This is a genomic window from Acinetobacter sp. CIP 64.2 (assembly GCF_000369645.1).
Taxonomy (GTDB): Bacteria; Pseudomonadota; Gammaproteobacteria; order Pseudomonadales; family Moraxellaceae; genus Acinetobacter.
This window is the reverse complement of sequence record NZ_KB850120.1, coordinates 42,150-54,902: the sequence shown is the minus strand read 5'-3', so window position 1 is coordinate 54,902 and position 12,753 is coordinate 42,150. Positions and strand designations below refer to the sequence as shown.

The 12,753-nt window shown below is 43.7% G+C and carries 11 protein-coding genes; 4 read left to right on the top strand and 7 right to left on the bottom strand.

Features of this window, described 5'->3' with window-relative positions; translation table 11 throughout:
• Positions 1-13 precede the first annotated feature (13 nt).
• From F895_RS18450 to pncA, 3 genes are all read right to left on the bottom strand, one after another.
• Positions 14-652: a YitT family protein gene (locus F895_RS18450; RefSeq protein ID WP_005238026.1), complete on the bottom strand. Its 639-nt coding sequence runs from the start codon at positions 650-652 to the stop codon at positions 14-16.
• Between the two features lie 216 nt (positions 653-868).
• A complete protein-coding gene (locus F895_RS18455) occupies positions 869-1,333 on the bottom strand; it encodes an Lrp/AsnC family transcriptional regulator (protein WP_004803451.1) in 465 nt (154 codons plus the stop codon).
• A 91-nt stretch (positions 1,334-1,424) separates the two neighbouring features.
• Positions 1,425-2,057 (bottom strand): bifunctional nicotinamidase/pyrazinamidase, encoded by a 633-nt coding sequence (pncA, locus tag F895_RS18460; protein ID WP_005238025.1) that lies wholly within the window; start codon positions 2,055-2,057, stop codon positions 1,425-1,427.
• 292 nt (positions 2,058-2,349) lie between these two features.
• Between pncA and dapA the strand changes: the two genes are divergently transcribed.
• The 4 genes from dapA to F895_RS18480 all read left to right on the top strand — a co-directional run bounded on the left by dapA (position 2,350) and on the right by F895_RS18480 (position 7,265).
• The gene (gene dapA / locus F895_RS18465) at positions 2,350-3,243 is read left to right on the top strand and encodes a 4-hydroxy-tetrahydrodipicolinate synthase (protein WP_005238024.1); all 894 of its coding nucleotides are present in this window, start codon (positions 2,350-2,352) and stop codon (positions 3,241-3,243) included.
• A 15-nt stretch (positions 3,244-3,258) separates the two neighbouring features.
• Positions 3,259-3,861 (top strand): hypothetical protein, encoded by a 603-nt coding sequence (locus F895_RS18470; protein ID WP_005238022.1) that lies wholly within the window; start codon positions 3,259-3,261, stop codon positions 3,859-3,861.
• A 36-nt stretch (positions 3,862-3,897) separates the two neighbouring features.
• Positions 3,898-4,617: a phosphoribosylaminoimidazolesuccinocarboxamide synthase gene (gene purC, locus F895_RS18475; RefSeq protein WP_005238020.1), complete on the top strand. Its 720-nt coding sequence runs from the start codon at positions 3,898-3,900 to the stop codon at positions 4,615-4,617.
• 239 nt (positions 4,618-4,856) lie between these two features.
• The gene (locus F895_RS18480; RefSeq protein ID WP_005238019.1) at positions 4,857-7,265 is read left to right on the top strand and encodes a TonB-dependent receptor plug domain-containing protein; all 2,409 of its coding nucleotides are present in this window, start codon (positions 4,857-4,859) and stop codon (positions 7,263-7,265) included.
• Positions 7,266-7,305: 40 nt separating this feature from the next.
• On the opposite strand, the gene F895_RS18485 is transcribed toward F895_RS18480, so the two are convergent.
• From F895_RS18485 to F895_RS18500, 4 genes are all read right to left on the bottom strand, one after another.
• A complete protein-coding gene (locus F895_RS18485) occupies positions 7,306-9,045 on the bottom strand; it encodes an amidohydrolase (protein WP_005238018.1) in 1,740 nt (579 codons plus the stop codon).
• Between the two features lie 147 nt (positions 9,046-9,192).
• On the bottom strand, positions 9,193-10,311 hold the full coding sequence (locus F895_RS18490) for an acyltransferase family protein (RefSeq protein ID WP_005238017.1): 1,119 nt from the start codon (positions 10,309-10,311) through the stop codon (positions 9,193-9,195).
• A 129-nt stretch (positions 10,312-10,440) separates the two neighbouring features.
• Positions 10,441-11,325, bottom strand: coding sequence for an aromatic amino acid DMT transporter YddG (yddG, locus tag F895_RS18495; protein WP_005238016.1), 885 nt, complete (start codon positions 11,323-11,325; stop codon positions 10,441-10,443).
• A gap of 101 nt (positions 11,326-11,426) precedes the next feature.
• Positions 11,427-12,701 carry a replication-associated recombination protein A gene (locus tag F895_RS18500; RefSeq protein ID WP_005238015.1) on the bottom strand — a complete coding sequence of 425 codons (1,275 nt, stop codon included), beginning with the start codon at positions 12,699-12,701 and terminating at the stop codon, positions 11,427-11,429.
• Between the last annotated feature and the right edge of the window lie 52 nt (positions 12,702-12,753).

Below are 12,753 nucleotides of genomic sequence, written 5' to 3'. Positions count from 1 at the left end.
CAACACAATGGTTTTATGCCACATAGCGCGTGGTTTTATGATTCAGTAGAATAATCGAATTCAAAATGATCACACCCAAAATCGAAATCAAAATCAATTTCCAGTCCACAAATAATAATGACGTGGACAAGATTGCCATATCCAGCCCCAACTGAACTTTACCTGCTGGAATATTAAAACGTTCCTGTAAATACAAGGCCAGCAAATTAATGCCCCCTAAACTTGAACGATGTCTAAATAAAATCAGAAAGCTCACCCCCATCAATACATTGGCAAAAATGGTGGCATAAATTGGATTGACATCTGAAAGATGGAAAAACTGCGGAATAAGCTCACTAAATCCCGCTAGCAATGTCACGGCAATAAAGGTTTTCACCACCAGTGCGATCCCCATCTTTTTATAGGCAAAATAATAGAATGGAATATTGATTAGGAAAAATAGCGTACCAAATTTGATGTCTGTAACGTAATGGAGTAACAAAGATAGACCAGCCGTTCCTCCACTCATAATGCCAGCTTGTTTTAATAAGATCATGGCAAAAGAAAGGATAAATGTCCCTGTCAACATGGCCAATGCATCTTCAATCTTGGAATGTTGGTCGATGACAGACACGACTGGACTTACCAGAGATACATTTTGCTCGGTATTCATAAGGCATAACTCAAAAACAGAACAGCAGAAGGGAGAGACGTCTTCAAGCAAAGACATGCCATATTTGATCATTTTTATTTAAATTTCGCAATTTATTCTTATATTTTTGGCATAAATGCAATTTATATTCAAAATAATCCATTTCGAATAATCTATATGCTTTGACCTGTGTTGCTTTGGCTTGGTACGAGATAATCTGACAACGAGATCCGTTTTTTATTTAATTGCAATCCCGTTTTCTTTCAACTTTTCCAGCACAATCGAAGTATTGAGATTACTGACACCAAAGTTCTTGGAGGATAAAATCCCGATCAGCTTGACCATTTCATCGAGATTTTTAACTGCAACTTTCAATGCAAAATCATAGCTGCCTGTCAGTTTATGAATATCTTTGACTGCCGGCTCATGCATTAAAAATTCAACAAAGCGATCATGGGTTGCATCACTATAATTTTGCAATTTTACCTCAATAATCCCCATAATCGGTGCCGGATCAGCACTCAATGCGATTTGTGCATAATAACCCGTAATAATCTTCTTCTGCTCAAGCTGCACACGGCGGCGTGAACATTGAGAGGTCGATAACCCGACCAATTCAGCGAGTTCCTGATTGGCCAAGCGTCCATTCATCTGTAAATGATGGATAATTTTTTGATCAAAATCATCAAGTTCAACAGTCATAAAACGCTCAATTCAGGTTTAAGGCATAATTTAACAGATGCTGATGCACCCGCTTTCGCAGTTTAGCGCCTTTAGATCAGATAGCTCAAGCTTATGCCAAAATTACAGTCGATTGAATCCGCTGAACCCCTTGCTCTAACATCTGTTGCCACGCCTGTTGCAGTGAACCATTCAAATCAATCGCTTTACAGGCATCTTCAATCACATAGGTTGTGAATCCCATCTGTGCAGCATCCAGTGCCGTCCATGCGACACAAAAATCAGTGGCAATCCCGACAAGGTAGACCGTATCGATTTGATGTTCTTTTAAATAGCCCTGGAGACCCGTCGGAGTTTTGCGGTCCGCTTCCATAAAGGCAGAGTAGCTATCAATCTCCACATGGAAGCCTTTACGGATAATCAGCTGTGCGGTGGGAATATCCAGCTTGGGATGAAATTCAGCATCCTGTGTGCCCTGTACACAATGCTTTGGCCACAAGACCTGAGTCCCGTAAGGCAACTCAATGGTCTCAAAAGCTCGTTTATCTAGATGATTATCAGCAAAGGAGACATGCTGATCAGGATGCCAGTCCTGCGTCAGGATTACCGTATCAAACTGTTGTGCCAGTTGGTTAATCACAGGGATTATCTGATCCGCATCCGTGACTGCCAAGTTTCCACCTGGGGTAAATCCATTTTGCACATCGACCACAATTAAGGCGCTGTGTTTTGAATCAGTTTGCATCTCATTATTCAATCTAGATTACTCCCGAGTACAATACCTTGCCTCATCTCATCTGGCTAGCCAACCCGATATAAACTTTTCTTAAGATGAAAATCATTCAGCTTAAAGATGAAGGAAAGTTTTCAGCTGTTTGACTAAAGCATATTGTTCTTATGCCGCTGATCAGTCATAATTTGCATAATTGTCATTCAATCGAATTCATTATTGAACGGCGAATCAAAATACTGCAACCATCCAATATTTCGTTTCAACTAATTCAATCTCGGATGGGAAAATAGGATAGTTTTTTAAAATGACTCAGCTAGCACAGAATATTCAAGGTTCAATTGTCGCACTCGTCACCCCTATGTTTGAAGATGGTCGCGTAGATTGGAAGAGCCTTGAGAAGCTCGTTGAGTGGCACATCCAACAAGGTACACATAGTATTGTTGCTGTTGGCACAACGGGCGAAGCCTCTACGTTAAACATGGAAGAACACACACAAGTCATCAAAGAAGTGATTCGTGTAGCCAATAAACGCATTCCAATTATCGCGGGTACAGGTGCAAACTCGACTCACGAAGCAATCGAACTCACCAAAGCAGCCAAAGAACTCGGTGCCGATGCCGCATTGCTCGTTACACCATATTATAATAAACCCACACAAGAAGGCTTATATCAACACTATAAAGCGATTGCTGAAGCCGTTGATATTCCACAAATTCTTTATAATGTTCCAGGCCGTACCGGCGTTGACATGCAAAATGAAACCGTGATTCGTCTTGCTGATGTTAAAAACATTGTTGGGATTAAAGATGCAACAGGTGATGTACCTCGTGGTCAAGCGCTCATCGAAGGTTTAAAAGGTAAAATTGCAGTGTACTCAGGCGATGATGAAACTGCTTGGGAACTGATTTTACTGGGTGCGAAAGGAAACATCTCGGTTACGGCCAATGTTGCACCAAAACAAATGAGCGAAGTTTGTGAAGCCGCCTTGGCTGGCGATCAAGCCAAAGCACAGCATTTGAATCAACAAATTGCAAATCTACACAATATTTTGTTTTGCGAATCAAACCCAATTCCTGTGAAATGGGCGTTGCATGAGATGGGATACATTAGTACAGGTTTACGCCTGCCTTTAACCGCTCTCGCAGAACAATATCGTGAACCGCTCCGCACAGATTTAAAAACTGCGGGCATTATTTAATACGAGCAATTTATGATGCAATTACGTCTTGGTGTTGTCCTTGTCATTTCAGCTTTAAGTTTGGCTGGTTGTGGTCGTTTTGCCCTCAATAATCATTCTTTAGATTATAAAAAAGCGCAAGCGCTTGAACCTCTCAAATTCCCTGAGAATGCAACGGTAAGACCATTCACGCCATTGTATCCAGCACCAACGGTTGACCCACTTGCGATTCAACATGCGCCAACATTTGAGAATAAAACTGGCAACCGTTATGCATTACCTCGTCCAGAGTCAATGCAAACCGCAAGCAATAGCACTGAAGCGACAGTAACCCGCTTAGGGCGTCCACAACTGGTGATGGATGGCAATAAAAATCCATTATTGAAGGTGGAAGGCCCAACGGCGACTGCGTGGCAATATGCCTTTGCTACCGTGAGCAGCCTCAACTATAAAGTCATCTCGCAAGCAGATCATGGCTATGAAGCAACGATTAAGGTGAATGATCAGAACTACGTGTTAAAGCTGTCTGCGGTAGGCTCAAACAATACTATTGCCCTCTTCAAACCTGACACCACGTTCGCAGACCCAGCGGTTGCGACTGAAGTGTTAACCCAGATTTACCAAAATTGGCCAGCCTAGTCGTTTACTAGGCATTTTTTTTCAAAAGGTTCCTCCATGTTAAAACAAACCTTGCTCTATACTGGTAAAGCTAAATCTGTATACGAGACAGATAGCGCTGATCACCTGATTTTGGTCTTTCGTGATGATGCTTCAGCATTCAATGGCGAAAAAATTGAGCAACTCGATCGTAAGGGCAAGGTCAACAACCGTTTTAACGCCTTCATCATGGACAAATTGGCTGCAGCCGGTATCGAAACGCATTTTGAAAAACTGCTTTCTCCAACTGAAGTATTGGTGAAAAAGTTGCACATGATCCCGGTTGAATGCGTAATTCGTAACTACGCAGCAGGTTCACTGTGCCGTCGTTTAGGCGTTGAAGAAGGTAAAGAATTAACGCCTCCAACCTTTGAATTGTTCTTTAAAGATGACGCGCTTGGCGATCCAATGGTAAACGAATCTCAAGCGATTGCTTTGGGTTGGGCAACCGCTGAACAACTTGAAAAAATGAAAGAACTCACTTACCAAGTGAATAATGTACTCAAAGCATTATTCGATGCAGGTAATATGATTCTGGTTGATTTCAAACTTGAATTTGGCGTGTTCCATGACCGTATCGTGTTGGGTGATGAGTTCTCTCCAGACGGTTGCCGTTTATGGGATAAAGACACCAAGAAGAAACTTGATAAAGATCGTTTCCGCCAAGGTTTAGGTGGTGTGGTTGAAGCTTATGAAGAAGTCGCTGCCCGTTTAGGCATTAACTTAGACGATATCTAAGTTAGATTAGGCCGTTACTGCTTCTGAAAAACCAGTCCGCTCGGGCTGGTTTTTTATTTTCGTTTCAAAAAACAACTTCATTTTAAATATCAATATTCTATAAATCATTTACTTAAAAAACATCATTTTCAGCTTTGCAAATTTTGTTCTAATCTTATGTTTTTATATTGTTTTTGAAAATATTTTGATGCTCCTACCATGTTCACAAATGTTTACAGAACTTGAGTTAGAACATCAACATGAATACTCCCCAGACCAAAACCTTTCCCTTTCGTCTCAGTACGAGTCTGATTCTACTGGCCCTGTATAGCAATCTACATGCAGCAGAAAACAATCCTATCGAACCCGAACAGGTCAAAACACTCGCGACGATTGTGGTGACAGGAACCCGTGCCAACAATCGCTCACAAACCGAATCCTTACAGCCGATTGATGTGATTAGTGCCAAAGAGCTAACTGAACGCACTGGTTCCAACGAACTGGGCACAGCCTTATCACGGATTATCCCTTCAATTAATTTTCCCCGCCCTACCGTCGTCGATGGCACTGAACTGGTTCGGCCTGCACAACTGAAAGGACTCGCACCTGATCAGGTACTGGTTTTGGTCAATGGTAAACGTCGCCATACAGGGGCTTTTATCAATCTCGGCGGGACCATTGGCCGAGGTTCTGCGCCCACTGATTTAAATGCCATTCCCATCTCGGCGATTAGCCGTGTCGAAGTGTTGCGTGAAGGTGCATCGGCTCGCTATGGTTCTGATGCGATTGCAGGCGTGATTAATATTATTTTGAAATCCAATCCAAAACATGGCGAAGCAGGGATTAAATACGGCATTTATAACAAGGGCGATGGTGAGCAAAAACAATCTTTTGTGTCAGGTGGCACCCAACTGAATCATTATGGCTATGCGATTTTTTCAGGAGAATGGCAGGATAGCCAAGCCACCAACCGTGCAGGACCTGACTTGCGTGATCCGAAATCAAGCACCTATGGGCAACGCACTTTCCGCTTTGGTGATCCAGATTCCGATGAAGTCAAAGCAGCCATCAATCTGGGCTACGATCTCAGTGATAACACGGAACTGTATTCCTTTGCCACCTATAGCCACCGTAATGCCGAGACTGCGGGATTCTATCGTTTAAGCAATGCCTCCAATAATATTCCTGCCCTCTATCCAAATGGCTATCTGCCAATCATACAAGGACAACTGGATGATTTTGGCGCGGTGGCAGGGATCAAAGGTGATTGGTCAGCATGGCATTATGATGCTTCGGTCAATTATGGCTTAAATCGTTATGATGTCGATACCAAAACGATTAATGTCGATCTCTATAAAGACACCGCTGCCACCCCTTTTGGCTTCCAAAATGGTACGCTGAAAAATGCTCAAACCGTGGTGAATTTCGATCTTTCTCGAGCGTTTAATCTCGCAGCACTCGCCAGCCCACTGAATGTTGCCTTTGGAACGCAATATCTGAATCAGAAATATCAGATTCAAGCAGGTGATCCTGCTTCTTATTATAAAAGTGGCTCTTCTGGTTTAGCCGGTTTTCGTGCTGCTGATGCAGGAGAATGGTCACGCGACAGTTATGCGGCTTATCTGGATTTAGAAGCCAATTTAACTGAAAAATTGTCTGCATCTACAGCCTATCGCCATGAATATTACAATGATTTTGGTCACACCGATAATGCATCCCTGTCTTTACGCTATGCCATTCATCCTACGCTTGCAGTCCGTGGCAGTGCCTCTACAGGTTTTCGTGCACCAAGCTTAGCGCAACAATATTTTGCTCAGACCTCCTCCCAACTGGTCAATGGTCAGTTGGTTGAAGCTGGCACTTTTCCAACCAGCTCACAAGTGGCGCTATTACTCGGTGCCGAACAGCTGAAACCAGAAAAATCAAAAAACTATAGTGTGGGTCTGGTACTGACGCCGACAGATCAGTTGTATGTGACCCTGGATGCGTATCAAATCGACATTGATCACCGCATTAGCCTGTCTTCCAATATCAATGCCAGTAGCAATACAGTACGTCAATATCTGAATTCAAATGGCATCAGCAACACCAACTTCAGCACCATCCGTTATTTCAACAATGCCAGCGATACCCGGACCCGCGGTGTTGATTTAGTCGCGACCTATAAGTGGACGGACTTGCCTTATGGGGAACTGAATAGCTCTTTGGCTTATAACTACAATAAAAATAAAGTCACTCATGTAGATGGCAATCCTGCGATCTTAGATGCATTGGGAATCAATCTGACCCGATTGGACCGTCGAGAGCAATATGGTCTACTTGCCGCGAGTACCCCTGAACATAAATTCAGTTTAGCGAATGACTATAAGCTTGGAAATTTCAGTGTGAATACCAATCTCACCCGCTACGGCAGTTTTAAGACCTTTAATAATTCAGGCGCAGCCAAAGACCAAAAATTCTCAGCCAAATGGTTACTGGACTTAGCCCTGTCTTACCAATATCAAAACTGGAACTTTACCGTGGGTGGCGACAATATTACCGATGTTTATCCTGATAAGGATGTATATGACATCAACCAACCGACTGGGGGAAGCTTACCGTATAGCCAGTTCTCGCCTTTTGGCTTTAATGGTGCGTTCTATTACGGCAAGATCAATTACCGTTGGTAGAAATAAAAACCGAGCGTTTTAGCTCGGTTTTTTTATGCTTTTAATGGCTTGAATCCTGATAAATCAGCTTGCCTTCCTTATAGGTGGCCCACACTTTAATGTTTTTAATCTCACGACTCGGTACGGTCAGCGGATTCTGATCCAAGATCACCAAGTCAGCCAACTTGCCTTGAGTTAATGTGCCCTTGGTCTGGTCTTCAAAATATTGATACGCCGCCCAAGCTGTCATCGATTTTAATGCCAGATAAGGACTGATTCTTTCATCTGCGCCCAGTACATAATCCGTACGTGTCACTCGATTTACCGTGGCGTCCAGCATCATCATGCTACTCGGTGGTACCACCGGGGCATCATGGTGCTCGGTAAAGATCAGATGCTTGTTGAATGCCGTTGCCGTTGGCGAAATACGGGCAGCTCTGGTCTCTCCAAGCGTTTGTTGGCGATGCCAATCCCCCCAATAAAAAGTATGTAAAGAGAAAAATGACGGAATAATATCAAGTGCTTTGAGCTGATCCAGCTGATCATCCCGAATGGTTTGCGAATGGATCAGTACACTGCGGCGATCTGCTTTGCCTTGTTTTGCAGTGGCATCTTTTACCGCGCCAATAAACTGATCAATGGCTGCGTCACCATTGGCATGGGCCAGTACTTGCCAGCCTTGCTTAAAGGCTAAATTGATATAGTCCTTGACCTGTTGATCATTACTGATCGCAGGATAGCCTCTATAAGTCTTATCTTTACCTTCAGGTGGAACTAAATAGGGCTGTGTCAGCCAAGCGGTCTTCCCCTGAGGTGAGCCATCTAAGCTAATTTTGACTCCGCCAATACGAAAATGATGATCATACTGATGGCTACTGCCTTGCTTAAGCATATAGTCTTGACTGGTGGTGATATCAGGGTAAGACACCACATCAATCGGCAACCGATTTTGCTGAGCCAAAGCATGCCACATTTCCGTGGTGCCCTGATCAGCCCGCCCTTCCTGAACCGTGGTGAAGCCATTTTTCACATAGGCAGCAATGCCTTTTTCTGCAATCTGAAACATCACTGCAGGGGGTACATCTTTAAAAATTGAGCCGATCGCAGTAAATAAAGCCGATTCTTCCAATACACCATTTGGTACGTTTGAACCTGCTTCACGGCGAATCACTCCACCCGCTGGATTTGGGGTATGTAGATCGATCTTCAGTAATTCCAGTGCTTTATGATTGACCGAAGCCAAATGCCCCGATTGATGCAAGATCATCACTGGCTGATCTTTGGAGACCCGGTCTAGATCGGTTGCCGTCGGATGGCGTTGCTCAGTCAGTTGCGCATCATCATAACCATTACCCAGAATCCAGCCGCCCATGGTTTTAATTACAGCAGGATTCTGAGCTTCCCATTGCGTCAATACATTCACCAGAGAATTGATATTTGAAACCTGCCCATCAGGCATCGGGTAAAGATTGGCGACCATTTGATGGAAACCGACCATATTCACATGACTATGCGCATCAATAAAGCTCGGTAATAAGGTTTTATTTTTTAGATCAATCGACTGAACTTTTCGATCCGCCAAGCGTACTGCCTGCTGCTTAGACCCGACAAAACGAATCTTTCCATCTTTGACCAGGATGGCTTCTGCATATTCAGGTGCATCGCCCGACATAGTGAGAATTGGACCACCATAAAACAGCTGTTCTGTTGCTGTGACGGGTACTGCTGTGCTTGCGCAGCCTGCCATCGCCACCGAAATCGAAGTGAATAGGCTAAAGTGTTTGAGATGAGTACGGTTCATGTATTAAAACCCATATTTTTATTATGTCTTTTTTGATTAAAACTGATTCTGGCGACAATAGAAAGCTTTGCCTGATGATTTTTGTAATGTTTGTTCAATTTTTCAATATGCCGCAAGCCAACGGATAGCGACGGCATAACTTAGCAGTTAAAACATTTTTGCCAGCTTATTCGAGATTTTAATCGCAGCATCATCGACATAACGACTATAGGGTTGTGCCAAAAGAATACTCAGCAACATAATCACTACACTCGCCAGTAATCCCGCATTGAGATAAGACAAGCCGCCTTGTACGTAGAAGAAATTAAACAATGGAATGCCCAAAGCATACAGTACCGCTAAGTGGATCAGATAAATCGAAAATGAAATCTTACCTAAAAACACCCAAACGGTTCGATCAAAACATTGGGCGAGCCATTGACCTTTAAGCACCGCATAGACAATACAAAAACCACCGACAAAGTTGAGGTAGTCGTACGTTTGTTCACCTAAAAAGCGGGTGAAAAACTGATAGCTGGCACTACTGTTATGCGCACCACACAAATATAAGCCCAATATAAACAGCACAACCGAAACGACGGTATTCAGCTCTACGGCATACAGAAACAGTCCCATCCCCAAAATAAAACTCAGGATGCCAAGTAATACCGTTTGTGAAATCAGATAAGCAGTAATCACACTCAAGATCAAAAACAGACCACAGAGAATAGGCAACTTGCCATAAAAATAACAGGCAAGATAAATGACCAGTGACCCAAGTAACTCAATTTGCATGGTCCACAGTACCCAGTTATAGCTGGAATCCCCAAATAAGAATGCACCGATACTGCCTTCATAAAGTGCTGTACTCAGTTGTGGATGTGGATTGGCCAACGCTGCGCCCCATTCTGAAACATGAGACACATCGACAGGGATAAAACACACCAGATAGGCAATCACACAAGACACAAAGGTCGGAATGGCCAAACGTGGATAGCGCTTAATTAAGGATGTTTTCAACTGTGCTGCACTATTTTGCTTCTTAAAACTGGATAAACTCAGTACAAATCCACTTAGCACAAAAAAAACAAAAACCGCCCCTGTACCCGAATAAAAGAATGCCAGAGGAGAATGATGGAGCTGCGCAAAAAACTCATATTGCGGCACCCTACTGGCATCAAAATTATGCAGCTGTGGGAAGAAAGTCAGTGAGATATGTGACAACACAACGGCGAGACATGCCAAGCCTCGGATACTTTCCGCGGCATTAATTTTGTTTGTGGTCATGGTGAAACTTAATCATCCTTGATAAGCGGATGATGATGCGACCTTTTATCGGCAGTGTCTAGAGGGCACTTACAAAAATACAGTGACTGTAGCGACGCATCTCAAATACAGCATCAAGCCACCTAGCCTTTAGTGCTGTGTCCGTGTCGAAATCCAGCATAAAATAGAGCCTAAACAGACCATCAAGGCTCCAAACCAGAATGAAAATGTCAATGGGGTACTCAGTAAAATTGCTGAGCAAAGAGCTGAAAAAACCGGAATAAAATAAGAAGCTCCAGCCAACAAAGTCACATTGCCATGCAGAATCCCAACATTCCATGCGGCATAGCCAAAACCCATCGCAGCCGCAGCAAACAACAAAGAAAGCGAAGATGACCAATCGAAATCAAAGCTTCCGCCCCCCATCAACAGATATTTAATCCAAAGTACGATGGCAACCAGCATAAAAAATAAAGTGATGCCATTTACACCCTTCGCAATTCTCGCTGTGAGCGTACAATACGCTGCCCATAGCAAGGTTCCAATAAAGGCAAGACCATAGCTCAGCGGATTCTGCTGTATGTTTTGCAACATGCCTGCCAAGTCAAAGCCCTGCTCGCCTCCCAACACCCAGCCAATCCCCAGCAAAGAAATGGCAAAACCAGGAATGATCAGAAAATTGGCTTTCTGTTGGTTAAACAAAATCGCAGCGACCATGGTAAAGGTGGGCCATAAATAATTGACCATGCCCACCTCAATAGCTTGCCGATTATTACTGCTATAACCAATCGACAGTGACAGACAAAGCTCATAGGCAACAAATAAAATGCTGCCCCAAATTAAATAAGCTTTGGGAAAGCTTTTCAGGCGGGTCCAACCCACTGAGCACAACAGAAAAATTGAAGCCAATGTATAGACTAAGGCCGCGCCACCGACTGCACCAAAATGACTGCTGACATCCTTGATCAAGGCAACGATCAAGCTCCATAAAAAGATGGCCACCAGTCCAATCAGTGTTGCTTTTCTTGCGTTCATTTTTATACAAATAGACGTTTAAACCAAAGCAAAATTCCGCTTTCACTCAAAAACTTGCTTTGGAAAGTTGTAAATGACCCGTAAGGATTCGAGTTGAATCCTTACTGCTGTTGCTGTTCCTGCTGCCAGCGTCGTTGTTGCAAACGCTCACCTTCAACTTCACGTTTGTTTAAGGCGCGTTCATACAACTTGGTACCACGTAATTCAGGTGGCAAATATTCTTGCAGAACAAAATGCTCTGGATAGTTATGCGGATACAGATAATCGACCCCATAGCCTTGTTGCTTCATCAACTTGGTCGGGGCATTGCGTAAGTGTAATGGCACAGGCAGATTTGCCGTTTTCTCAGCCAGCTCCAGCGCTTTATTAATCGCGAGGTAGGTGCTATTACTTTTCGGACTAGTAGCCAGATATACGGCACATTGACCCAAAATAATCCGTGCCTCAGGCATCCCCACAGCTTGTACTGAACGGAAGCATTCTCCCGCCAGCAATAAGGCATTCGGGTTGGAATTGCCAATATCTTCTGAGGCGGCAATCAACATCCGACGTGCAATAAAGACCGGATCTTCACCACCTTTTAACATGCGTGCCATCCAGTATAGCGTTGCATCTGGATCACTGCCGCGAATCGATTTGATAAAGGCCGAAACCAGATCATAATGCTGCTCACCCGATTTGTCATAGCGTGCAATATTTTGCTGCGCCACTTTGACCACAATCGCATTGGTCACGATATTTTCGACATCAGGCTCAAAAGTACTGGCAATCAGATCAATCAGATTAAGTGCCTTACGTGCATCACCCGCAGCGAATTGCACCAACGCATCGTATTCTTCGATCTGAATAAAACGCTCTTTTAAAAACTTATCGTTTTGAATCGCCTTATTCAGTAGCATTTGAATTGCTTCAGCACTTAGATTGTTTAAGGTATAAACCTGACAGCGCGACAACAGCGCGCTGTTGACTTCAAAGGATGGATTCTCGGTGGTTGCGCCAATCAGCGTAATTTTGCCTTTCTCTACCGCATTCAGCAGCGCATCTTGCTGCGATTTATTGAAGCGATGGATTTCATCAATAAAGACCACGGGGGTTAACAGATCACCACTCTCCGCAATCACCTCTCGCAGCTCTTTTACCCCTGTATTCAACGCAGACAAGCTAATAAAAGGACGATCCACCGCTTGAGCCAATAACAATGCAATCGTGGTCTTGCCTACCCCTGGTGGGCCCCAGAAGATGATTGAAGGCAAATGCCCCTGATCAATCATCTGGCGTAAAGGAGCATGCTCACCCAGCAAATGATCTTGTCCGATAATTTCGGACAAGTCACGTGGACGTAAACGTTCAGGTAAAGGAATATGCGTATCTGACATCATCACTGGCTTTATGATCTTTTACCCTAGTCTATTGTGTCTGACCCAAATC